Raw genomic sequence first — 24505 nt, forward strand, 5'->3', positions numbered from 1 at the left:
ATGCGGCCCGTTTTGTTATGTGCGCTGTAGGTCGGATACGCGCAAGCGCTATCCGACAGCATCACCGTCAGTTGTTCTGATAAATATCTTTGTACAACCGGCTTTCAAAGCGTACCAGCGGGATACGGCGGTTACGCTGGTCAGCGGGTTCTACAGCATAGCCAGACAGATACTGTACAAACGCCATGCGTTGCCCGCTTGCCGTGGTAATGAATCCTGCAAGGTTATACACCCCCTGTAACGAGCCGGTCTTCGCGGAGACTTTGCCATCCACGCCAGCCTGATGCAGACCCGCACGGTATTGCAGAGAGCCGTCATGGCCTGCCAGCGGCAGCATCGTAATAAAGTTCAGCTCGTTGTCATGCTGTGCGATGTACTGCAGCACCTGCATCATGGTGGCGGGCGCAATCAGGTTGTGGCGAGAGAGGCCGGATCCGTCGGCAATGATCGTGTTACCAATATCGACACCCGCCTGCTGGCGCAGGATCTGGCGTACGGCATCGGAACCTGCGCGCCAGGTGCCAGGGACATTAAATCGCGCGTGGCCGATCATACGAAAAACGGTGTCAGCAATCATGTTGTCCGACTTTTTCAGCATAATCTTAAGCAGGTCATGTAAAGGCGCTGACTGCTTGCTGGCGACAACGGTACCCGGCTCGTTGACCTGCGTCTGGCGCAGCAGCGTACCGCTGTAGGTGATACCCGCTTGTTTCAGCTCATCTTTAATAATTGCCCCGGCATAGCTGGCGCCGTCCTGAATGGCAAACGCCAGCGGCAGTGGGTCGGTGCGCTGGGGCAGACAACCGGTTAGCGTGAAGCGGTTTAAATCGCCAGGAACGACATCCAGTTCACAATATTGCGCTTCTGCAGAACCACGTGCGAGGGTGCGAACCTGGCTGAACATGGTTACCGGGTAGTATGATGCCACGCGAATAAAGGCGAGATCGTTGGGTTTTTGCGCACTGTAAAGCGACACCGAGAAGCAGTTACGATCAACAATCGCTGCCGCAGGCGGTGCGCTAAAACACTGCGTCATGTCGTTCCAGGGCCAGCCAGGTGCTTTATCATGACTGGCGAAAATGGACGTGTCGATGAGGACATTTCCGGCAATTTGCGTCACGCCTGATTTTTTCAGGGTTGCTACCATATTGCGAATATCCTGACGTTTTAGCGTCGGATCGGCACCAAATCGCGCCACCAAGTCACCTTTCAATACCCCGCCTTCCACGCGACCTTTGGTTTCTAGCGTAGTAGTAAAACGGAAGTCCGGCCCAAGCTGGATCAAGGCCGCCAGGGCGGTGATGACTTTTTGGGTGCTGGCGGGTAGGGCCATTTGTTGGCTATGGTAATCAATAGCAGGCGTCGGAGCCCCAACCTTCTGTACCATAAGGGCGAGGTTGGCCCCGGCAGGGAGCTGGTTGATATACTCGTCAACATTCGCAGCCTGAACGCTGAACGCCGCAATACTGGCAGTCAATCCGATGGTAAATCTGGGAAATCGCATAATCTCGCGCTAACAACCTGGAAACAGGCCGTCATACTACGGCGCAACGCCCCAAAAAGTAAACGATGACCCATAGGGAACTCCAGGGTAAAATGATCATCAAATAGAGAATTGTAGCTGACCTGGGTCCTCGGGCCCGGGTCGGTATTTTTTTGCTTCTGACTCTGGCATCGCGTTTGCCAGGGTGGGCTTAGCAGCCGGGGTGAGGACAACCGCCCCCTACAGGAATGTTCAAGAGGTATAACAAATGCAAGCTATCCCGATGACCTTACGTGGTGCTGAAAAACTGCGTGAAGAGCTGGATTTTCTGAAATCTGTGCGCCGCCCTGAAATCATTGCCGCGATCGCCGATGCGCGTGAGCACGGTGACTTGAAAGAGAACGCGGAGTACCACGCGGCCCGTGAACAGCAGGGATTCTGCGAAGGACGCATTAAAGATATCGAAGCTAAGCTGTCTAACGCGCAGGTTATCGACGTCACTAAAATGCCGAACAATGGCCGTGTCGTTTTCGGTGCAACGGTGACCGTTCTGAATCTTGATAACGATGAAGAACAGACCTGGCGCATCGTAGGTGATGACGAAGCCGATTTTAAACAGAACCTAATTTCAGTTAACTCGCCTATTGCTCGTGGCCTGATTGGCAAAGAGCAGGATGACGTGGTGGTTATCAAAACGCCGGGCGGTGAAGTGGAATATGAAGTGGTGAAAGTAGAATACCTGTAATTCGCATCTTGGTTAAGATGTTGATACATTGTAAAGAAAGGAAAAAGGCCGCATAGCGGCCTTTTATCAACGAAGAGAGCGTGGCATTTTGCTCTCCTGCTAGCGGAAATTCCCGCGTTTTACACAAACTACGTGTTCAACTTTGGGATATTCTTAGCGTGGCAGCGAGATTTTACGTTCTTTAGTCGGGCGATACAGTACCAGCGTTTTGCCGATGACCTGTACGTTACAGGCGCCGGTTTCGCGTACGATAGCTTCCACGATCAAGGTTTTGTTATCGCGATCTTCCGAGGCGATTTTCACCTTGATAAGTTCATGGTGCTCTAGCGCTTGTTCAATCTCGGCCAGTACCCCTTCGGTCAAACCATTATTGCCAAGCATGACTACAGGCTTGAGCGGATGTGCCAGACCTTTCAGGTGCTGTTTTTGTTTAGTACTCAGATTCATCGTATATTTTTGCTTAGGTTGGGATTGAAAACGGGTCATTCTACCGCCATCTCCCATATATCACCAAATAGCAGTGTAGAAATTTACACCATTGGTTACGATGAACTGCCCGATGGGAAAGTAAAATGACAGGTAAAAAGCGTTCTGCCAGCTCAAGCCGCTGGCTTCAGGAACACTTTAGCGATAAATATGTTCAGCAGGCACAGAAAAAGGGGTTACGTTCCCGTGCCTGGTTTAAACTTGATGAAATACAGCAAAGTGACAAAATTTTTAAACCGGGGATGACGATAGTTGACCTCGGCGCTGCACCCGGTGGCTGGTCGCAATACGCGGTTACGCAGATCGGAAACAGCGGCCGCATTATCGCTTGCGATCTTTTACCTATGGATCCAATCGTTGGTGTGGACTTCCTTCAGGGCGACTTTCGTGATGAATTAGTCCTGAAAGCGTTACTTGAGCGCGTAGGTGACAGTAAAGTACAAGTTGTCATGTCCGATATGGCACCAAATATGTGTGGAACACCGGCGGTGGACATTCCCCGGGCCATGTATTTGGTAGAGCTGGCGCTTGGAATGGCTCGTGATGTATTAGCGCCAGGTGGTAGTTTTGTAGTTAAGGTGTTCCAGGGCGAAGGCTTCGATGAGTATCTAAGAGAGATTCGCTCCCTGTTTACGAAGGTCAAAGTTCGTAAGCCGGACTCTTCCCGCGCTCGTTCGCGTGAAGTGTACATTGTAGCGACCGGGCGTAAACCATAACCGGCAGATTTTAAACGAAAGTTTGAAAGACGCTGGATATAGAGTATCCTGACGCTGTTTTTAACACAGTTGTAATAAGAGGTTAATCCCTTGAGTGACATGGCGAAAAACCTAATACTCTGGCTGGTCATTGCCGTTGTGCTGATGTCAGTATTCCAGAGCTTTGGGCCCAGCGAGTCTAATGGCCGTAAGGTGGATTACTCTACCTTCCTGCAAGAGGTCAATCAGGACCAGGTTCGTGAAGCGCGTATCAACGGACGTGAGATTAACGTTACCAAGAAAGACAGTAACCGTTACACGACCTACATCCCGGTTAACGATCCGAAGCTGCTTGATAACCTGCTGACCAAAAACGTCAAGGTTGTTGGCGAGCCGCCTGAAGAGCCGAGCCTGCTGGCTTCTATCTTCATTTCCTGGTTCCCAATGCTGCTGCTGATTGGTGTCTGGATCTTCTTCATGCGTCAAATGCAGGGCGGGGGTGGCAAAGGCGCCATGTCGTTCGGTAAGAGTAAAGCGCGCATGCTGACGGAAGATCAGATCAAAACCACTTTTGCCGACGTTGCAGGTTGTGACGAAGCGAAAGAAGAGGTGGCTGAGCTGGTTGAGTACCTGCGCGAACCGAGCCGTTTCCAGAAGCTGGGCGGTAAGATCCCGAAAGGCGTCCTGATGGTCGGCCCTCCGGGTACCGGTAAAACCCTGTTGGCAAAAGCCATCGCGGGTGAAGCGAAGGTTCCATTCTTCACAATTTCTGGTTCTGACTTCGTGGAAATGTTTGTGGGTGTCGGCGCATCTCGTGTGCGTGACATGTTCGAACAGGCCAAGAAAGCAGCACCGTGCATCATCTTTATCGATGAAATCGACGCCGTCGGCCGCCAACGTGGCGCGGGTCTGGGCGGTGGTCACGATGAACGTGAGCAGACGCTGAACCAGATGCTGGTTGAGATGGATGGCTTCGAAGGTAACGAAGGTATCATCGTTATCGCGGCAACTAACCGTCCGGACGTTCTTGACCCTGCGCTGTTGCGTCCAGGTCGCTTTGACCGTCAGGTGGTTGTAGGTCTGCCGGATGTTCGTGGTCGTGAGCAGATTCTGAAAGTGCATATGCGTCGCGTACCGCTGTCTCCGGACATCGATGCGGCAATTATTGCCCGCGGTACGCCTGGTTTCTCCGGTGCAGACCTGGCGAACCTGGTGAACGAAGCAGCGTTGTTCGCTGCCCGTGGTAACAAGCGCGTTGTATCGATGGTTGAGTTCGAGAAAGCGAAAGACAAAATCATGATGGGTGCGGAACGTCGCTCCATGGTGATGACGGAAGCGCAGAAAGAATCTACCGCGTACCACGAAGCAGGCCACGCGATTATCGGTCGCCTGGTACCGGAACACGATCCGGTGCACAAAGTAACGATTATTCCACGCGGTCGTGCGTTGGGTGTGACCTTCTTCCTGCCGGAAGGCGATGCAATCAGCGCTAGCCGTCAGAAACTGGAAAGTCAGATCTCTACGCTGTACGGCGGTCGTTTGGCTGAAGAGATTATCTACGGTGCTGAACATGTTTCTACCGGCGCGTCGAACGACATTAAAGTCGCGACTAACCTGGCACGTAATATGGTGACGCAGTGGGGCTTCTCTGAAAAGCTGGGTCCGTTGCTGTACGCGGAAGAAGAAGGCGAAGTGTTCCTCGGTCGTTCTGTTGCTAAAGCAAAACATATGTCCGATGAAACCGCGCGCATTATCGATCAGGAAGTTAAATTGCTGATTGAACGTAACTACGAGCGTGCTCGTCGTCTTCTGAACGATAACCTGGACATTCTGCACTCGATGAAAGATGCGCTCATGAAATATGAGACCATCGATGCACCGCAGATTGACGATCTGATGGCTCGCCGCGATGTGCGTCCGCCAGCAGGTTGGGAAGAGTCAGGTACGTCTAACAACTCTGGCAATAATGGCACCCCAAGTGCGCCGCGTCCGGTTGATGAACCGACCTCGCCGAATCCGGGTAACATGTCAGAGCAGTTAGGTGACAAATAAGTTATCGTTGCTGATGACCGTGCTTTAATTGAAAACCCTGGGGCTTGCTCCGGGGTTTTTTTATTTATCAACTTATACCCAATGAATTTCGAGTTGCATCAAGGCGGCGACGCAGGGAATCCCCAGGAGCGTACATCAGTACGTGACTGGGGTGAGCGAGGACAAACCGGCTATGCCGGTTTGAACAGCGCTTGCGCTGGCCCCGAAGGGGTGAGGCCGAAGGCCGAATAAAGCTAACGCAGATGCAGCTTGAAAGACGATGGGTATATACCAGGGATAACACTATGAAACTCTTTGCTCAGGGTTCTTCGCTGGATCTCAGCCATCCCCACGTCATGGGGATTTTAAACGTCACGCCGGACTCTTTTTCCGATGGCGGCGCGCACAACACCTTGGTTGAGGCGGTGAAACACGCCAATCTGATGATTAACGCCGGGGCGACTATCATTGATGTGGGTGGCGAATCCACGCGGCCGGGGGCGGCAGACGTCAGCGTAGAAGAAGAACTGGAACGGGTGATCCCGGTCGTTGAGGCCATTGCCCAACGCTTTGAGGTGTGGATCTCGGTGGATACCTCAAAACCGGAGGTGATTCGTGAATGTGCCCGAGTCGGTGCGCATATCATTAATGATATTCGCTCCCTGACAGAACCAGGTGCACTGGAAGCTGCGGCGGAAACTGGATTACCCGTGTGTCTGATGCATATGCAGGGGCAGCCGAAGACCATGCAGGAAGCGCCAAAGTACGAAGATGTTTTTGCTGAGGTAAATCGCTACTTTGTTGAGCAAATAGCACGTTGTGAAAGGGCTGGGATCGCAAAAGATAAATTGTTGCTCGACCCGGGATTCGGTTTCGGTAAAAATCTTACCCACAACTACACATTACTGGCACGCCTGGCAGAGTTTCATCATTTTAATCTGCCGCTGCTGGTCGGGATGTCACGAAAATCAATGATTGGTCAGTTACTGAACGTGGGGCCATCTGAACGTTTGAGCGGAAGCCTGGCATGTGCGGTGATTGCTGCCATGCAGGGCGCGCAGATTATTCGTGTCCATGACGTCAAAGAAACCGTAGAAGCGATGCGTGTGGTGGAAGCCACATTGTCTGCAAAGGAAAAAAAACGCTATGAGTAATCGTAAATATTTTGGCACTGACGGTATCCGCGGTCGCGTTGGCGATACCCCAATTACGCCTGATTTTGTGCTTAAACTGGGCTGGGCGGCAGGAAAAGTGCTGGCACGTCATGGTTCACGTAAAATTATTATCGGTAAAGATACGCGTATTTCTGGCTATATGCTGGAGTCAGCGCTGGAGGCTGGTTTGGCCGCAGCGGGCCTGTCTGCTTCATTCACCGGGCCAATGCCAACCCCCGCGGTTGCGTATCTGACGCGCGCTTTCCGCGCCGAAGCAGGGATTGTCATCTCTGCCTCGCACAACCCGTTTTATGATAACGGAATTAAGTTCTTCTCCATCGACGGGACCAAATTGCCTGACTCCGTTGAAGAAGCTATCGAAGCCGAGATGGAAAAGCCGCTCACCTGTGTGGACTCTGCTGAACTGGGGAAAGCCAGCCGTATTGTCGATGCTGCGGGCCGCTATATCGAATTTTGCAAAGGTACGTTCCCGAACGAGCTGAGCCTGAACGAGCTAAAAATCGTGGTGGATTGTGCGAACGGCGCGACGTATCACATTGCGCCAAATGTACTCCGTGAACTGGGCGCAAATGTCATTGCGATTGGCTGTGAGCCGGATGGCGTCAACATCAATGAAGAAGTGGGTGCGACCGACGTTCGTGCGCTGCAGGCGCGCGTGATTGCAGAAAAAGCCGATCTGGGTATTGCGCTGGATGGTGATGGCGACCGCGTGATCATGGTGGACCACGAAGGTAATAAGGTCGATGGCGATCAGATCATGTATATCATTGCCCGTGAAGCGTTACGTCAGGGGCAACTGCGTGGTGGTGCTGTCGGTACGCTGATGAGCAACATGGGTCTCGAGCTGGCGCTGAAGCAGCTGGGTATTCCCTTTGCTCGGGCGAAAGTGGGTGACCGCTACGTGCTGGAAAAAATGCAGGAAAAAGGCTGGCGCATCGGGGCTGAAAACTCAGGGCATGTGATCCTGCTGGATAAAACCACCACCGGTGACGGTATTGTGGCGGGTCTGCAGGTGCTGGCAGCAATGGTACGTAACCATATGAGTTTGCACGACCTGTGCAGCGGTATGAAAATGTTCCCACAACTGCTGGTTAACGTTCGCTTTACCGCCGGTAGCGGCGATCCGCTGGAACATGAAACCGTGAAAGCGGTGATGGCGGACGTTGAAGCGGCGTTGGGTAACCGAGGTCGTGTTCTGCTGCGTAAATCAGGCACTGAGCCGTTAATCCGTGTGATGGTTGAAGGCGAAGATGAAGCGCAGGTTACTGAGTTCGCGCACCGTATTGCAGATGCGGTGAAAGCCGTATAAGTCCTGAAGTTTGAGAGCCGGAGTCCGAGACTCCGGCTTTTTTTTATCCTACTGAAAGTGCTTGTTTGCGTCGATGCTGCCAGAAGTAGCCCCCGGCCATCATCAGCACAAGAGCAGCCAGCCACGGCAGGACCGCCAGCAAATGCCCTGAACGGGCAAATGTCAGGGCAATCATCAACAACCACCCTCCCAGCATTGGAATTGCGGTACGTTTAACAATATCCACTGGCGATACGCCTGCGATCCCGGCAATGGCAATGATCACGCCAGCGATCGGCGATAACGTCCGGCCAATACCCGCCGAAATCTGAATAGGTAGCATCATCACGGCGATGTCGCTGCCGATATGGCGGCTGATATCCGGCACCATGGGGGCGAAGGAGAAGAACGCGGCATTCCCCGACCCCATCAACGCAGAAATCGCAAAGGTGATCAGCGTCATCAGCAGGATTATCGAGGCGGCACTGAGACCAAATTCGCCGGAGAGTGAAAGCAGCGCGTCGACTGCACCAATGGCTTTTAGCCCGGCTGAAAAAACTTCACCCGCGATAATCAACGTTACGACGGTGGCAAACACGCTGCCCATGCTGTCGAAAACTTTTTGCACGCCAGCCATCACTTCACGTGCCTTGCGATGACGCCAATACTCGCAAATCAGCGTAATGGCCAGGCTAATCAGAACGGCGGTATCCAGCGTGATTTTGAGCGAGCTAAACAGTAAATCACTGCACAGCAGCATCAATACCAACGGTAGCATCGGCAGAAACAGCCAGGCGATCGGGGCGTGGGTTTCTTCTGTGGCGGTCAACGTTTGCATCTGCTGGGTTACATCGCCGCCGCTTTCTCGGCGATCGAAAAAGCGTTGGACGACAATATGGAGCAGGGCGATGAAAAGAATGACCGGCACGACGATGGGAAGCTGATCGTGAACAAAATAGTTCACCACCTCGATACCCGCTGTTTTGGCGGCAAGAACCGAGTTACCGGAACCGGGGCCGAATTCAACCGCACAGGTACTGGCGATAACGGCGGCGACGGCGGCACGGCTGCAGCCAAGGCGGGTGAGCAGCGGATAAAGCGTTGCCATCAACAACAAACCCAACCCCGTAGCGCTACTGATAAACAGCGACAAAAATTGCCCCAGCAGCAACGCCAGCCCCAGTAGGAGATATGGCGAGTTCAGACGCTGTAATGGACGCGAAGTCACCCGAACTAGCACCTGACTGGCACCAATGGCTGACATATAGGTGGCAAAGCCGCCAATCAGCATAATTTGCAGACCAAGGCCACCCAGGCGCACGCTCAGGGTATCGCGGATAAACTCAAACGCATCAAAGGGGCCAAACCCGGTGCTTTTCTTCACCAGGCTACTGAGCGTGGTCATTCCGCTAAAATGGGCGATGAGTAGTAATACAATCCCGGTGAGCAGCAGCACGGACTGGGGATGGTACTTTTTCAGGATCAGCCGTCCGGCAAAGACAATGGCGACTAGCGCCAGCAATAAAGACATTCTTTCATCCTCACTCAAAGTTGCCGTTGACCAAACACTCTCCATCGCGCAGTAACAGCCTACCCGCGGCGAACAGATGCGCCAGCGACAGGTCATCATTGAGGACGCAAATATCGGCGCGTTCTCCGGCACAAAGCTTGCCGCCGGAAATTCCCAGCGAGCATGCAACGTTTGCCGTCATCATGGCCACGGCCTGTGCGATCGGAATGCCCGCATCAATCAGGCGAGGGAGCAGTGCAAGGTTACCGCCTACCGGCGCGGCCGTGAGTCCTTCAACCATACCCTGAGCATTAAAGCGCGGCACGCTGCCATTGCCATCTGAGCTGATGGTGATGCGATCGGCTGGAACCTGAGCCTCCAGCGCGTGGAGAATGGCCTGTTCCTGGGGCATAAAACGGCTACCGCCAGACGTCACGTCAATATGGCCGCCGCGATGGGCGAAAGCGATCGCCTGGTTGAACAGGGCTTCGGTTCTGGCCACGTGAGTCGGTGAAATATGGTGGATCGGAATACCAGCATCGCAAAGCGCGATAAGTTGCGACATGCCTTCCGGCAGGTTGCCCAGGTGCACATGCAGCAGCCCTTTTTTCCCCGCCAGCAGTGAGGCCACGCGGATATCGCTGACGATTCTCAACAGCTCCTGGAAAGAGGGATATGAACCCCGATGATCGGCGAGGGCGATTTTAACGCCGAGAATGGCCGGGATAAAGGTTATGTCATCGCGAATGGATTGCGTAATTGTCGGGCTGGGTACCGCGTAAGCCCCAGTGTGCATAAACGCGCGCACGCCCTCCAGATTCAGTGACTGCATTTTGGCGTACAGATCTTTGGGCGAGCGAGAAATGGCATCGGTGCCCAGCACGCCGACGACCGTCGTAATGCCAGCTTGAAGCAGATCGCGCAGTTTTACGGCAGGCGTTCGGCTGGCAAATCCTGCTTCACCACCGCCGCCGGTCAGATGGACATGCTGGTCGATAATCCCCGGAATTACCCATTTACCCCGGCAATCGATGACCTCGTTGACGCCATCGAAACGTGAAATATCGTTGCCTACCGCCACAATACGATCGGCATATATGAGCAGAGAGCAGAGGCCTAAATCCTCCGGGGAAAAGACACGGGCATTAGTCAGTAAAGTAAACATATTAGTCCTGTCAAACGTCAAGGGGAGGGAGACTCGGCAGGTGAAACAGAATATTGTTGTTATGCGGTCCACACTAAAGCCATTACTATAACTGTGACTATTTCCGATTTGTTATCGGAGGATACGGATATGGAATGGTGGAGAATGCGACGTGGATAGTAAGTGGTTAGATGATTTCCTGGCTTTAAGTCAGCATGGGAATTACTCCCAGGCCGCCATACAGCGGCATATTACTCAGCCTGCACTAAGTCGGCGTATTAAAGCGCTGGAAGAGACGTTAGGCGTCCCGCTATTTGATCGTACCACGACACCCGTTACGTTAACCCGTTATGGTGAACGGTTTGAACCCTATGCCCGGCATGTCCTCAGTACGCTGACGGAGGCGCGTCATGAACTGGCCGCCATGATGCCGGCAACGGAAAATACGCTGGTGATGGTCAGTCTTCACACGCTGTCGGTGAATATCCTGCCTGACATGATCAATTACCTGCGCCAAAGTGAACCGCAATTAAGTTTTACGGTAAACGCCAGCATCCAGGGAATTGATAATCACTTTAACGCGCTGATAAACCGGAAAATTGATTTTCTGGTAACCTACGATTTGCCGTCTTCGCAGCCGGGGCTGGAGATTGTCGGGGGGCTAAAACGCTCATTGTGGCGATATGAGCGGTTCATCCCGGTGATTTCAGCCCAACTGGCGGACAAGCTTGATTCTCCAGATGCTCCGATTCCCTGGCTTTGCTACAGCGACTATACCTTTGTCAGACGCATTATCGATCCGCTAGAGCAACAGGTTCACCCACGACTGAAAAAGGTCTTTGAGAGTGGGTTAAGCGAAACAATCCGGGAAATGGTGCTTCGCCATATGGGAATGGCATGGTTGCCCGAGTCGATGGTGGCTGAAGAATTAGTGAATAATGAAATTATCCACTGTTGGCCAGATAATTCAGATCTGATAGGTGAAATCCCGGTCGTTGTTTGGGCAAACCTTGACGATCAGAGACCCGTGATGCAGCGATGCTGGGATAAATTGCTGCGTTTTTGATTGATGTGGCGATTTTTTCTTCAGTTGATACAATACACTTAAATTGCCCTTGCGAAGGTTATTCGCATTGGTTAGTATTCACACCCGCTTCAGTGGGAAACAGTTAAACATTCCCGCTTTAATGGTCGAAGCATTGGTACGCGGCAACTCCGCAAGGAACAGGTTGATTATGCACGAAGCTCTTTTAGTAGTTTTCCTTATTGTAGCAATTGGCCTGGTAGGCTTGATCATGCTGCAGCAAGGCAAAGGCGCTGATATGGGAGCCTCTTTTGGCGCAGGCGCTTCTGGTACACTGTTTGGTTCAAGTGGTTCTGGTAACTTCATGACCCGAATGACAGCTGTATTGGGAACCTTGTTCTTCATTATCAGTCTGGTGCTGGGTAACATGAACAGCAATAAGACCAATAAAGGAAGTGAGTGGGAAAATCTGAGTGCACCGGCGAAAACCGAGCAAACTCAGCCAGCTGCTCCGGCTCAGCCGACCAGCGATATCCCGCGCTAATAGTAGTATCTGTGCTGAGGTGGTGGAATTGGTAGACACGCTACCTTGAGGTGGTAGTGCCCTAACGGGCTTGTGGGTTCGAGTCCCATCCTCAGTACCAATATTCCGAAAGAAAGACGCTGAAAAGCGTCTTTTTTTTCGTCTGTATGTTGTGATCCGTAGGTGTGCGTAGTAGCACGTAGGCCTGATAAGCGATAGCGCCATCAGGCATGTCCTGCAAATTGTCGGATGGCGGCTACACGCCTTAAATTCCGCGCATAAAAAAGCCGCTTGCGCGGCTTTTGTCATTTCTGTTGGCGATTACTTCGCTTTGTTTTCCAGATTCTCTACCTGCGGCAGACCGGTGGCGGAAGAGGCGGTCAGCAGGCCTGACTGGGCGTAGCCGAACAGCTTCTCACGGGTATCGGTAATATCCAGGTTACGCATAGTCAACTGACCGATACGATCGTCCGGTGAGAAGACGGAATCCCCTTTCTCCATGGTCAGACGTTCTGGCTTGTAGGTCAGGTTGTCGGAGACGGTATTCATAATGGAATAGTCGTTACCGCGACGCAGCTCCAGCGTAACTTCGCCGGTGATTTGGCTCGCAACCCAACGTTGCAGACCGTCACGCAGCATTAGCGCCTGGGAGTCAAACCAGCGACCCTGGTACAGCAGACGACCCAGTTGGCGGCCGTGAGCGTGATACTGCTCAATGGTATCTTCATTGTGAATACCGGTCAGCAGACGCTCGTAAGCGATATGCAGCAGCGCCATCCCCGGGGCTTCGTAAATACCACGGCTTTTGGCCTCGATAATACGGTTTTCAATTTGATCGCTCATGCCCAGACCATGACGGCCGCCAATGCGGTTGGCTTCCATCATCATCTCAACATCGTCGCTAAAGGTTTTGCCGTTCAGCGCAACTGGATGTCCCTGCTCAAAACGTACGGTTACTTCTTCCGCCGGGATCTTCACGCTTTCATCCCAGAACTTGACGCCCATAATCGGGTTAACGATCTTCAGGCTGGAGTTAAGGAATTCCAGATCTTTCGCTTCGTGCGTAGCGCCGAGCATGTTGGAGTCAGTGGAATACGCTTTTTCGACAGACATTTTGTAGTCGAAACCGCAGGCGATCATAAATTCAGACATCTCATGGCGACCGCCGAGTTCGTCAATGAAGTCAGTGTCCAGCCATGGTTTGTAAATCTGCAGTTCGGCATTGGTCAGCAGACCGTAACGATAGAAACGCTCAATATCGTTGCCTTTATAGGTACTGCCGTCACCCCAGATATTCACACCGTCATCTTTCATGGCGGCCACCAACATGGTGCCGGTCACCGCGCGGCCTAGTGGCGTGGTGTTGAAATAGGTCAGTCCGCCGGTGGTATTATGGAATGCACCACATTGAATCGCTGCGATCCCTTCGGCAACCAGTTGCTTGCGGCAATCAACCAGGCGAGCGTTCTCAGCACCATATTCCATTGCACGGCGAGGGATGGCGTCATAGTCATCCTCATCCGGTTGTCCCAAATTCGCAGTATATGCATATGGGACAGCCCCTTTTTGTCGCATCCACAGCAGTGCAGCACTGGTGTCCAGGCCGCCAGAAAAAGCGATACCAATACGTTGACCTACCGGGAGATGCTTGAGAATCGTCGTCATAAAATAAAACCCTGCTTGATAGACTGGTGAAGAGGTCGGTTTTTTATGTTAAGTGCATTTTTATGCAAAATAAATGAGTTTTCATTTAATCACCTTTTAACGGTTACAGGAAGAGTTTAGTGATAATTTCGTTAAATAACGGCGTTGAAGGCAGATTTATCTTTGTTGCACTTTGCTAAATTTGCGCAGGCTGGCATTCATTCATTTGCATAGTAGTAACAAGGTTGACATAAGGGATAGAAAATCAATATACTGTGCGCAGATTTTACGTCCCGTCCTCGGTACCAAATCCCAGCAGTATTTGCATTTTTTACCCAAAGCGAGTAAAATTTGCCACGTTTCAGGCGCGGGGTGGAGCAGCCTGGTAGCTCGTCGGGCTCATAACCCGAAGGTCGTCGGTTCAAATCCGGCCCCCGCAACCACTTTCCCTTAGAGTTCTTTTTCAAATATACTGTGAAGACTTAGGCCTTCGTAGCTGGATTTGAAAAAAAATTCTTTCGGAAGGTTCTCCGAACCGCAGGTGCGGTTATAGGGTTCAGTTATCTAAAGCCCCGATTTATCGGGGTTTTTTGTTATCTGATTACAGAATAACTGGGCTTTAGGCCCTTTTTTTATGTCTTGGGGGTGGGCTTGTCCACATTAGAGCAAAAATTAACAGAGATGATTAAAGCACCAGTTGAAGCCTTGGGCTACGAGCTGGTCGGCATCGAATTTATTCGTGGTCGCACATCCACACTGCGCATCTATATTGATAGTGAAGATGGCATCAATGTTGATGATTGTGCTGATGTGAGCCACCAGGTTAGCGCCGTGATGGACGTTGAAGATCCGATCACCGTTGCTTATAACCTGGAAGTCTCCTCACCGGGTCTCGACCGTCCTATGTTCACGGCTGAACACTACGTGCGTTTCCTGGGTGAAGAAGTCACGCTGGTTCTTCGTATGGCGGTACAAAATCGCCGTAAATGGCAGGGCGTTATCAAAGCGGTGGATGGTGAGATGATCACTGTCACAGTCGACGGTAAAGATGAAGTGTTCGCGCTGAGTAATATCCAGAAGGCGAACCTGGTTCCCCACTTTTAACAGTCTGGATTGAGGTGAAAAGCCCGCGATGAACAAAGAAATTTTGGCTGTTGTTGAAGCCGTATCCAATGAAAAATCGCTGCCACGCGAGAAAATTTTTGAAGCGCTAGAAAGTGCGCTGGCTACAGCAACAAAGAAAAAATACGAACAAGAGATCGACGTTCGCGTAGAAATCGATCGTAAAAGCGGTGATTTCGATACCTTCCGCCGTTGGGTAATTGTGGAAGAAGTCACTCAGCCAACCAAAGAAATTACTCTGGAAGCCGCACGTTACGAAGACGAGAGTCTGAACGTGGGTGAATACGTTGAAGACCAGATTGAATCAGTCACCTTTGACCGTATCACCACCCAGACGGCGAAACAGGTTATCGTACAGAAAGTACGTGAAGCTGAACGTGCGATGGTTGTTGATCAATTCCGCGAGCACGAAGGTGAGATCGTCACCGGTGTGGTGAAGAAAGTTAACCGTGACAACATTGCGCTGGACCTCGGCAGCAATGCTGAAGCCGTGATCCTGCGTGAAGACATGCTGCCGCGTGAAAACTTCCGCCCGGGTGACCGTATCCGTGGTGTTCTGTACTCCGTTCGCCCGGAAGCACGCGGCGCGCAACTGTTTGTGACGCGTTCCAAACCGGAAATGCTGATTGAACTGTTCCGCATTGAAGTGCCAGAAATTGGCGAAGAAGTGATTGAAATTAAAGCGGCGGCTCGCGATCCGGGTTCTCGTGCGAAAATCGCGGTGAAAACCAACGATAAGCGTATCGATCCGGTGGGTGCTTGCGTAGGTATGCGCGGTGCACGCGTTCAGGCGGTTTCTACCGAACTGGGCGGCGAACGTATCGATATCGTCCTGTGGGATGATAACCCGGCACAGTTCGTGATCAACGCAATGGCGCCTGCAGACGTCGCGTCTATCGTGGTGGATGAAGATAAACACACCATGGATATCGCGGTTGAAGCCGGTAACCTGGCTCAGGCGATTGGACGTAATGGTCAGAACGTCCGCCTGGCTTCACAATTGAGCGGTTGGGAACTCAACGTAATGACCGTTGATGACCTGCAGGCTAAGCATCAGGCTGAAGCGCATGCTGCTATTGATACCTTCACCAAATATCTCGATATCGATGAAGATTTCGCGACGGTTCTGGTAGAAGAAGGTTTTGCTACGCTGGAAGAGTTGGCCTACGTGCCAATGAAAGAGCTTCTGGCAATCGACGGCCTGGATGAAGCAACCGTTGAAGCGCTGCGCGAGCGTGCTAAAAACGCACTGACCACTCTGGCACTGGCCCAGGAAGAAAGCCTCGGTGATAACAAACCGGCTGACGATCTGCTGAATCTGGAAGGATTAGATCGTGATATGGCCTTCAAACTGGCTGCCCGTGGTGTTTGTACGCTGGAAGATCTCGCTGAACAGGGCATTGATGATCTGGCTGATATCGAAGGGTTGACCGACGAAAAAGCCGGTGAGCTGATTATGGCTGCCCGTAATATTTGCTGGTTCGGCGACGAAGCGTAATAAACTGTAGCAGGAAGGAACAGTATGACAGATGTAACCGTAAAAACGCTGGCTGCAGAGATACAGACCTCCGTGGATCGCCTGGTACAGCAATTTGCTGATGCAGGTATCCCGAAGTCTGCTGACGACTCTGTGTCCGCACAAGAGAAACAAACCTTACTGGCGCACCTGAACCGTGAGAACGGCTCTGCACCAGATAAGTTGACATTGCAGCGTAAAACGCGCAGTACTCTCAATATTCCTGGTACCGGTGGAAAAAGTAAATCGGTACAAATCGAAGTCCGCAAGACACGCACCTTTGTGAAACGCGATCCGCAAGAGGCAGAACGCCTTGCCGCGGAAGAGCAGGCGCAGCGTGAAGCGGAAGAGCAAGCCCGTCGTGAGGCAGAAGAAACTGCTAAACGCGAGGCGCAACAAAAAGCCGAACGTGAGGCCGCAGAACAAGCTAAACGTGAAGCCGCTGATAAAGCGAAACGTGAAGCTGCGGAAAAAGACAAAGTGAGCAATCAACAGACCGACGATATGACTAAAACCGCCCAGGCCGAAAAAGCCCGCCGTGAAAATGAAGCCGCAGAACTGAAGCGTAAAGCGGAAGAAGAAGCGCGTCGCAAGCTTGAAGAAGAAGCTCGCCGTGTGGCTGAAGAAGCCCGTCGTATGGCGGAAGAAAATGCCGGTGTTTGGGCAGAGCAAGAGAAAGCAAAAGGTGAAGAGGATAAGACCGATTATCACGTCACCACTTCTCAGCATGCTCGCCAGGCAGAAGACGAAAACGATCGCGAAGTAGAAGGCGGCCGTGGCCGTACGCGTACTGCGACGAAAGCTGCTCGTCCTCAGAAGAAAGGCAATAAGCACGCTGAATCTAAAGCCGATCGCGAAGAAGCACGTGCTGCTGGTCGCGGTGGTAAAGGTGGCAAGCGTAAAGGTTCTTCCCTGCAGCAAGGCTTCCAGAAGCCAGCTCAGGCCGTTAACCGTGACGTTGTGATTGGCGAAACCATCACCGTTGGCGACTTAGCGAACAAGATGGCGGTTAAAGGTTCTCAGGTCATCAAAGCGATGATGAAGCTGGGTGCGATGGCCACCATCAACCAGGTCATCGATCAGGAAACCGCACAGTTGGTTGCTGAAGAGATGGGCCACAAAGTTATCCTGCGTCGTGAAAACGAGCTGGAAGAAGCGGTAATGAGCGACCGTGACACTGGCGCAGCGGCTGAACCGCGTGCACCGGTTGTGACTATCATGGGTCACGTTGACCACGGTAAAACCTCTCTGCTGGACTACATTCGTTCAACGAAAGTCGCCTCTGGCGAAGCGGGCGGCATTACCCAGCACATTGGTGCATACCACGTTGAAACTGACAACGGTATGATCACCTTCCTGGATACCCCGGGGCACGCCGCGTTTACCTCTATGCGTGCTCGTGGTGCACAGGCAACAGATATCGTTGTTCTGGTTGTTGCAGCAGATGATGGCGTGATGCCTCAGACCATTGAAGCTATCCAGCATGCGAAAGCAGCGCAGGTGCCGATGGTTGTTGCAGTCAACAAAATCGATAAGCCAGAAGCCGATATGGATCGCGTTAAGAACGAACTGTCTCAGTACGGCGTTATGCCGGAAGAGTGGGGCGGCGAATCTCAGTTCATCCCTGTTTCTGCGAAAGCAGGCACCGGTATTGACGACCTGTTGAACGCTATCCTGCTGCAGGCTGAAGTTCTGGAGCTGAAAGCGATTCGTAAAGGTATGGCAAGCGGTGCGGTAATCGAATCCTTCCTGGACAAAGGTCGTGGCCCAGTTGCTACCGTCCTGGTTCGTGAAGGTACCCTGAATAAGGGCGATATCGTACTGTGTGGCTTCGAATATGGCCGCGTTCGTGCAATGCGTAACGAACTGGGTCAGGAAGTCCTGGAAGCAGGTCCGTCTATTCCAGTTGAAATCCTGGGTCTGTCCGGCGTTCCGGCTGCGGGTGACGAAGTTACCGTCGTACGTGACGAGAAAAAAGCGCGTGAAGTTGCACTGTATCGTCAGGGCAAATTCCGTGAAGTTAAACTGGCTCGCCAGCAGAAATCTAAACTCGAGAACATGTTCGCCAACATGACCGAAGGCGAAGTTCACGAAGTGAACGTTGTCCTGAAAGCTGACGTTCAGGGTTCTGTCGAAGCGATCTCCGACTCCTTGCTGAAACTGTCTACCGACGAAGTGAAAGTGAAGATCATCGGTTCCGGCGTAGGTGGTATCACCGAAACCGACGCCACGCTGGCTGCGGCATCCAACGCGATTCTGGTTGGCTTCAACGTTCGTGCTGATGCCTCTGCACGTAAAGTGATTGAATCTGAAAGCCTGGATCTGCGTTACTACTCCGTCATCTATCACCTGATCGACGAAGTGAAAGCTGCGATGAGCGGCATGCTGTCTCCGGAACTGAAACAGCAGATCATCGGTCTGGCTGAAGTACGTGACGTGTTCAAATCACCGAAATTTGGCGCCATCGCAGGTTGTATGGTTACCGAAGGTACGATTAAACGTCACAACCCAATCCGCGTTCTGCGTGACAACGTGGTTATCTATGAAGGCGAGCTGGAATCCCTGCGCCGCTTCAAAGATGACGTTAACGAAGTCCGTAACGGCATGGAATGTGGTATCGGCGTTAAGAACTACAACGACGTTCGCGTTGGCGATATGATCGAAGTGTTCGAAATCATCGAGATCAAACGTACCATCGCATAATTTTCGTCGTCTTTTGGGCTGCCGCTGTGTTGGCAGCTCAAGGCATAGAAGCTTATTTGAGGTAGGCCGGGTAAGCGAAGCGCCACCCGGCAATGAAATTTAAAAAGGGGCTTATGGCCCCTTTTTTGTCTTTATTCTGGAGAATTTATTATGGCGAAAGAATTTGGTCGCCCGCAGCGCGTGGCCCAGGAGATGCAAAAAGAGATCGCACTCATCCTGCAACGCGAAATCAAAGATCCGCGCGTCGGCGTGATGACTACCGTGTCCGGCGTTGAGATGTCTCGTGACTTGGCGTATGCCAAAGTGTTCGTGACGTTCCTGAATGACAAGGACGAAGCTGCCGTGAAGAACGGTATTAAAGCCTTGCAGGAAGCCTCAGGTTTCATCCGCTCTCTGCTGGGTAAAGCCATGCGCCTGCGTATCGTGCCGGAACTGACTTTCTTCTACGACAACTCGTTGGTCGAAGGGATGCGCATGTCTAACCTGGTGACCAGCGTGGTGAAGCATGACGATGAACGTCGTGTGAATCCTGCGGACGACAGCAAGGAGGACTAATGAGTCGTCCTCGTCGTCGTGGTCGCGACATTCATGGCGTCCTGTTGCTGGATAAGCCGCAAGGCATGTCCAGCAATGACGTGCTGCAAAAAGTAAAACGCCTCTACAATGCCAACCGTGCCGGTCATACCGGTGCGCTGGATCCGCTGGCGACAGGCATGCTGCCTATCTGCCTGGGAGAGGCGACCAAGTTTTCGCAGTACCTGCTGGACTCTGACAAACGCTATCGCGTGGTGGCTCGCCTGGGACAGCGTACTGATACCTCTGATGCCGATGGGCAAATTGTGCAGGAGCGTCCGGTGACGTTTACCCCGGAACAGCTTGCCAGCGCGCTGGAGACGTTTCGCGGTGACATCCAACAGATCCCGTCGATGTACTCAGCGCTGAAGTATCAGGGTAAAAAGCTGTACGAGTACGCGCGTCAGGGTATTGAGGTCCCGCGTGAATCCAGACCGATTACCGTGTACGAACTGCTGTTTATTCGCCACGAAGGTAATGAACTGGAGCTGGAAGTCCATTGCTCCAAAGGCACGTACATTCGCACGATTGTTGACGATCTGGGCGAGAAGCTCGGATGCGGTGCGCACGTGACGTATCTGCGTCGTCTGACGGTCAGCAAGTATCCGGTAGACCGCATGGTCACGCTGGAACATCTGCACAGCCTGGTTGAACAGGCTGAACAGCAGAATATTCCGGCGGCAGAATTACTTGATCCGCTGCTGATGCCAATGGACAGTCCGGCATCGGACTATCCCATTGTTAATCTGCCTTTAACATCATCGGTTTACTTTAAAAATGGTAATCCGGTACGTACGTCGGGCGTGCCGCTGGAAGGGCTGGTCCGCGTGACAGAAGGCGATGATGGCAAATTTATCGGCATGGGGGAGATCGACGATGAAGGTCGTGTCGCCCCTCGTCGACTGGTGGTTGAGTATCCTGCATAGCGCTCTCTGTCTTGCGATAAGAAGGCGCTGCGAGTAGAATACCGCCGCTTAACGTCGCGTAAATTATTTAACAGTTCGCGCGGCGTGTACACAAAATCATTCGAGCTGCATCAAGGCGGCAAGTCTGAGGATCCTCAGGAGCTTACTGAAGTAAGTGACTGAGGTGAGCGGACGCAGCCAACGCAGAGGCAGTTTGAAGGATGAAGTGTATACACTGGGATCGCTGAATTAGAGATCGGCGTCCTTACATTCTTAACACTTTGGAGTTTTAAAATGTCTCTAAGTACTGAAGCTACAGCTAAAATTGTTTCTGAGTTTGGTCGTGATGCAAACGACACCGGTTCTACCGATGTTCAGGTTGCTCTGTTAACTGCACAGATTAACCACCTGCAGGGTCACTTCTCTGAACACAAAAAAGATCACCACAGCCGTCGTGGTCTGCTGCGTATGGTTTCTCAGCGTCGTAAACTGCTCGACTACCTGAAGCGTAAAGATGTTGCACGTTACACTGCGCTGATCGAGCGTCTGGGTCTGCGTCGCTAAGTCTTTCGAGTTTCAGAAAGAGGGGGCCTTCATGGCCCCTTTTTTCCAGCAGATGGCAGCAATTCGCTGGAAACTAATGTATTGTTGCTATGAATGATCTTCCGTCGCAGAGGTTCGCGCGGCTAATGAGAGGCTTTACCCAATACGCGTGGGTTAGGGTTGTCATTAGTCGCGAGGATGCGCAGAAGGTCGGGTATTAACGATGGCGTGTATAAATACGCCGTTAAAAAAAGAGAAAGGATATTATTTTGCTTAATCCGATCGTTCGTAAATTCCAGTACGGCCAACATACCGTAACGCTGGAAACCGGCATGATGGCTCGTCAGGCTACTGCTGCTGTTATGGTTAGCATGGATGACACCGCGGTATTTGTGACCGTTGTTGGTCAGAAAAAGACCAAGCCAGGCCAGGATTTCTTCCCGCTGACCGTTAACTATCAGGAGCGTACCTACGCTGCTGGCCGTATCCCGGGTAGCTTCTTCCGTCGTGAAGGCCGTCCGAGTGAAGGCGAAACCCTGATCGCGCGTCTGATTGACCGCCCGGTTCGTCCGCTGTTCCCGGAAGGTTTCATCAACGAAGTTCAGGTTATTGCGACCGTTGTCTCCGTTAACCCGCAGGTTAACCCAGATATCGTGGCAATGATCGGCGCATCCGCTGCGCTGTCCCTGTCTGGTCTGCCGTTCAACGGCCCGATCGGTTCTGCTCGTGTTGGTTATATCAATGACCAGTATGTACTGAACCCGACTCAAGACGAACTGAAAGAAAGCAAGCTGGACCTGGTTGTTGCCGGTACTGAAGCTGCCGTACTGATGGTTGAATCCGAAGCTGAACTGCTGAGCGAAGACCAGATGCTGGGCGCTGTCGTATTCGGTCACGAACAGCAGCAGATTGTTATCAAAGAAATCAACGAGCTGGTTAAAGTCGCTGGCAAACCGCGTTGGGACTGGCAGCCAGAAGCTGTCAACGAAGCGCTGAATGCACGCGTTGCCGCGCTGGCAGAAACGCGTTTGAGCGATGCTTACCGTATCACCGACAAACAAGAGCGTTATGCTCAGGTTGACGTGATCAAATCTGAAACCATCTCTCAACTGGTTGCAGAAGACGAAACCCTGGACGCTAACGAACTGGGTGAAATCCTGCACGCTATCGAGAAAAACGTCGTTCGTAGCCGCGTACTGGCAGGCGAGCCGCGCATCGATGGCCGCGAAAAAGACATGATCCGTGGTCTGGACGTGCGTACTGGCGTACTGCCGCGTACTCACGGTTCCGCACTGTTCACCCGTGGCGAAACTCAGGCGCTGGTTACTGCGACCCTGGGCACCACCCGTGATGCGCAGAACCTCGACGAACTGATGGGCGAGCGTACTGACAACTTCCTGTTCCACTACAACTTCCCTCCGTACTGCGTAGGCGAAACCGGTATGGTCGGTTCTCCGAAGCGTCGTGAGATTGGTCACGGCCGTCTGGCGAAACGCGGCGTGCTGGCAGTGATGCCGGAACTGGACAAATTCCCGTACACCGTACGTGTTGTGTCTGAAATCACCGAATCCAACGGTTCTTCTTCCATGGCTTCCGTGTGCGGTGCTTCTCTGGCACTGATGGACGCAGGCGTGCCGATCAAAGCCGCTGTTGCGGGTATCGCGATGGGTCTGGTGAAAGAAGGCGATAACTTTGTGGTTCTGTCTGACATTCTGGGTGACGAAGATCACCTGGGCGACATGGACTTTAAAGTGGCGGGTTCCCGCGATGGTATCTCTGCACTGCAGATGGATATCAAAATCGAAGGTATCACCAAAGAGATCATGCAGGTTGCTCTGAACCAGGCTAAAGGTGCGCGTCTGCACATCCTGGGCGTGATGGAACAGGCGATCAATGCGCCGCGCGGCGACATCTCTCAGTTCGCTCCGCGTATCCACACCATTAAGATCAGCCCGGACAAAATCAAAGACGTTATCGGTAAAGGCGGTTCTGTTATCCGTGCTCTGACCGAAGAAACCGGCACCACCATCGAAATCGAAGATGATGGTACTGTGAAGATCGCGGCGACCGACGGTGAAAAAGCGAAATATGCTATCCGTCGTATCGAAGAGATTACTGCAGAAATCGAAGTTGGCCGTATCTACAATGGTAAAGTGACCCGTATCGTTGACTTTGGCGCATTCGTTGCCATCGGTGGCGGTAAAGAAGGTCTGGTACACATCTCTCAGATCGCTGACAAGCGCGTAGAGAAAGTGACCGATTACCTGCAGATGGGTCAGGAAGTACCGGTTAAAGTTCTGGAAGTTGATCGCCAGGGCCGCGTACGTCTGAGCATTAAAGAAGCAACTGAGCAGTCTCAGCCAGCAGCTGCGCCGGAAGCACCGGCAAGCCTCGGCGAGTAAGGTTGCCATTGCCCTCCGCGTGAGCGGGGGGCCTTTAACCCGGCAGGAAGCCTTGTTAGCAACCGGGGAACAGGACGTTCATTCAATCGTTGTCTTCGGGAGTGGGAAATGAAGCCTTTTTTGCGCTGGTGTTTCGTTGCGACAGCACTCACGCTGGCTGGATGCAGTAATTCCGCCTGGCGTAAGAGTGAAGTCCTCGCAGTACCACTGCAACCGACTTTACAGCAGGAAGTGATTCTGGCACGTATGGAACAAATTCTTGCCAGTCGGGCTTTAACCGATGACGAACGCGCACAGCTTTTATATGAGCGCGGAGTGTTGTATGATAGTCTCGGTCTGAGGGCACTAGCGCGAAATGATTTTTCACAAGCGTTGGCAATCCGACCAGATATGCCTGAAGTATTCAATTACTTAGGTATATATTTAACGCAGGCAGGCAATTTTGATGCTGCCTATGAAGCGTTTGATTCTGTACTTGAGCTTGATCCAACTTACAACTACGCGCACTTAAATCGCGGTATCGCATTGTATTACGGCGGTCGCGACAAGTTAGCGCAAGATGATCTGCTAGCGTTTTATCAAGACGATCCCAATGATCCATTCCGCAGTCTGTGGCTGTATCTCGCCGAGCAGAAGCTCGATGAGAAGCAGGCTAAAGAAGCGTTAATACAGCGCTTCGAGAAATCGGATAAAGAGCAATGGGGATGGAACATTGTCGAGTTCTACCTGGGCAACATTAGCGAAGCAACGCTGATGGAGCGCCTGAAGGCGGACGCAACGGATAACACCTCGCTCGCTGAGCATCTCAGTGAAACCAACTTCTATTTAGGTAAGTACTACCTAAGTCTGGGGGATTTGGACAACGCTACGGCATTGTTCAAACTGGCGGTGGCTAACAACGTTCATAACTTTGTTGAGCACCGATACGCATTGTTGGAATTATCGCTCCTGGGCCAGGACCAAGATGACCTGGCAGAATCGGACCAGCAATAG

Annotated in this window: 20 protein-coding genes and 2 tRNA genes; 17 read left to right on the top strand and 5 right to left on the bottom strand. The window is 52.3% G+C overall.

From position 1 onward, the window contains the following. Positions 1-67 precede the first annotated feature (67 nt). The gene (dacB, locus tag IB214_RS02550; RefSeq protein WP_115257386.1) at positions 68-1504 is read right to left on the bottom strand and encodes a serine-type D-Ala-D-Ala carboxypeptidase; all 1437 of its coding nucleotides are present in this window, start codon (positions 1502-1504) and stop codon (positions 68-70) included. A gap of 247 nt (positions 1505-1751) precedes the next feature. On the opposite strand from dacB, the gene greA reads away from it, so the two are divergent. Further along, complete coding sequence (greA, locus tag IB214_RS02555) at positions 1752-2228, top strand: transcription elongation factor GreA (protein WP_096755520.1); 477 nt, start codon at positions 1752-1754, stop codon at positions 2226-2228. Between the two features lie 153 nt (positions 2229-2381). Here greA and yhbY read toward each other — a convergent pair whose 3' ends face one another. Further along, entirely contained in the window at positions 2382-2675 is a 294-nt protein-coding gene (gene yhbY / locus IB214_RS02560) for a ribosome assembly RNA-binding protein YhbY (protein ID WP_096755522.1), read from the bottom strand. A gap of 125 nt (positions 2676-2800) precedes the next feature. Between yhbY and rlmE the strand changes: the two genes are divergently transcribed. The 4 genes from rlmE (at position 2801) to glmM (ending at position 7924) form a co-directional block, all read left to right on the top strand. Then, positions 2801-3430, top strand: coding sequence for a 23S rRNA (uridine(2552)-2'-O)-methyltransferase RlmE (gene rlmE, locus IB214_RS02565; RefSeq protein ID WP_004106110.1), 630 nt, complete (start codon positions 2801-2803; stop codon positions 3428-3430). A 99-nt stretch (positions 3431-3529) separates the two neighbouring features. Continuing rightward, positions 3530-5461: an ATP-dependent zinc metalloprotease FtsH gene (gene ftsH, locus IB214_RS02570; protein WP_115257388.1), complete on the top strand. Its 1932-nt coding sequence runs from the start codon at positions 3530-3532 to the stop codon at positions 5459-5461. A 284-nt stretch (positions 5462-5745) separates the two neighbouring features. Then, a complete protein-coding gene (folP, locus tag IB214_RS02575) occupies positions 5746-6594 on the top strand; it encodes a dihydropteroate synthase (RefSeq protein ID WP_096755524.1) in 849 nt (282 codons plus the stop codon). Further along, a complete protein-coding gene (glmM, locus tag IB214_RS02580) occupies positions 6587-7924 on the top strand; it encodes a phosphoglucosamine mutase (RefSeq protein ID WP_115257390.1) in 1338 nt (445 codons plus the stop codon). Before folP ends, glmM begins: the two co-directional genes overlap by 8 nt. Positions 7925-7967: 43 nt before the next feature. Here the strand turns inward: glmM and dcuC are convergent, their stop codons facing one another. Both dcuC and iadA read right to left on the bottom strand, forming a co-directional pair. Beyond that, positions 7968-9434 carry a C4-dicarboxylate transporter DcuC gene (dcuC, locus tag IB214_RS02585; protein WP_115257391.1) on the bottom strand — a complete coding sequence of 489 codons (1467 nt, stop codon included), beginning with the start codon at positions 9432-9434 and terminating at the stop codon, positions 7968-7970. A gap of 10 nt (positions 9435-9444) precedes the next feature. Then, positions 9445-10578, bottom strand: coding sequence for a beta-aspartyl-peptidase (gene iadA / locus IB214_RS02590; protein ID WP_117342733.1), 1134 nt, complete (start codon positions 10576-10578; stop codon positions 9445-9447). Between the two features lie 151 nt (positions 10579-10729). Between iadA and IB214_RS02595 the strand changes: the two genes are divergently transcribed. The 3 genes from IB214_RS02595 (at position 10730) to IB214_RS02605 (ending at position 12225) form a co-directional block, all read left to right on the top strand. Next, the gene (locus IB214_RS02595) at positions 10730-11623 is read left to right on the top strand and encodes a LysR family transcriptional regulator (protein WP_117342732.1); all 894 of its coding nucleotides are present in this window, start codon (positions 10730-10732) and stop codon (positions 11621-11623) included. A gap of 169 nt (positions 11624-11792) precedes the next feature. Beyond that, positions 11793-12125 (top strand): preprotein translocase subunit SecG, encoded by a 333-nt coding sequence (gene secG / locus IB214_RS02600; protein ID WP_003025000.1) that lies wholly within the window; start codon positions 11793-11795, stop codon positions 12123-12125. A 13-nt stretch (positions 12126-12138) separates the two neighbouring features. Continuing rightward, positions 12139-12225 (top strand) — tRNA-Leu (locus IB214_RS02605). 200 nt (positions 12226-12425) lie between these two features. Here IB214_RS02605 and argG read toward each other — a convergent pair. After that, positions 12426-13769 carry an argininosuccinate synthase gene (gene argG / locus IB214_RS02610; protein ID WP_115257395.1) on the bottom strand — a complete coding sequence of 448 codons (1344 nt, stop codon included), beginning with the start codon at positions 13767-13769 and terminating at the stop codon, positions 12426-12428. 345 nt (positions 13770-14114) lie between these two features. Between argG and IB214_RS02615 the strand changes: the two genes are divergently transcribed. The 9 genes from IB214_RS02615 to nlpI all read left to right on the top strand — a co-directional run bounded on the left by IB214_RS02615 (position 14115) and on the right by nlpI (position 24505). Then, positions 14115-14191 (top strand) — tRNA-Met (locus IB214_RS02615). A 208-nt stretch (positions 14192-14399) separates the two neighbouring features. Continuing rightward, positions 14400-14852 carry a ribosome maturation factor RimP gene (rimP, locus tag IB214_RS02620; protein WP_135911333.1) on the top strand — a complete coding sequence of 151 codons (453 nt, stop codon included), beginning with the start codon at positions 14400-14402 and terminating at the stop codon, positions 14850-14852. Positions 14853-14880: 28 nt separating this feature from the next. Further along, positions 14881-16368: a transcription termination factor NusA gene (gene nusA / locus IB214_RS02625; RefSeq protein WP_096755531.1), complete on the top strand. Its 1488-nt coding sequence runs from the start codon at positions 14881-14883 to the stop codon at positions 16366-16368. A 24-nt stretch (positions 16369-16392) separates the two neighbouring features. Next, on the top strand, positions 16393-19089 hold the full coding sequence (infB, locus tag IB214_RS02630) for a translation initiation factor IF-2 (protein WP_096755532.1): 2697 nt from the start codon (positions 16393-16395) through the stop codon (positions 19087-19089). Positions 19090-19239: 150 nt separating this feature from the next. After that, positions 19240-19644 (top strand): 30S ribosome-binding factor RbfA, encoded by a 405-nt coding sequence (gene rbfA, locus IB214_RS02635; protein ID WP_115257397.1) that lies wholly within the window; start codon positions 19240-19242, stop codon positions 19642-19644. Continuing rightward, positions 19644-20588, top strand: coding sequence for a tRNA pseudouridine(55) synthase TruB (gene truB, locus IB214_RS02640; protein WP_096755534.1), 945 nt, complete (start codon positions 19644-19646; stop codon positions 20586-20588). The genes rbfA and truB overlap by 1 nt, the downstream gene beginning before the upstream one ends. A gap of 273 nt (positions 20589-20861) precedes the next feature. Further along, entirely contained in the window at positions 20862-21131 is a 270-nt protein-coding gene (gene rpsO / locus IB214_RS02645; protein WP_096755535.1) for a 30S ribosomal protein S15, read from the top strand. Between the two features lie 248 nt (positions 21132-21379). Beyond that, positions 21380-23512, top strand: a complete 2133-nt coding sequence (gene pnp / locus IB214_RS02650) for a polyribonucleotide nucleotidyltransferase (RefSeq protein ID WP_117342731.1) — start codon at positions 21380-21382, stop codon at positions 23510-23512. Between the two features lie 108 nt (positions 23513-23620). Beyond that, on the top strand, positions 23621-24505 hold the full coding sequence (nlpI, locus tag IB214_RS02655; RefSeq protein WP_096755537.1) for a lipoprotein NlpI: 885 nt from the start codon (positions 23621-23623) through the stop codon (positions 24503-24505).

This window comes from Citrobacter sp. C1, from assembly GCF_014596895.2.
GTDB classification, from domain to species: domain Bacteria; phylum Pseudomonadota; class Gammaproteobacteria; order Enterobacterales; family Enterobacteriaceae; genus Citrobacter; species Citrobacter gillenii.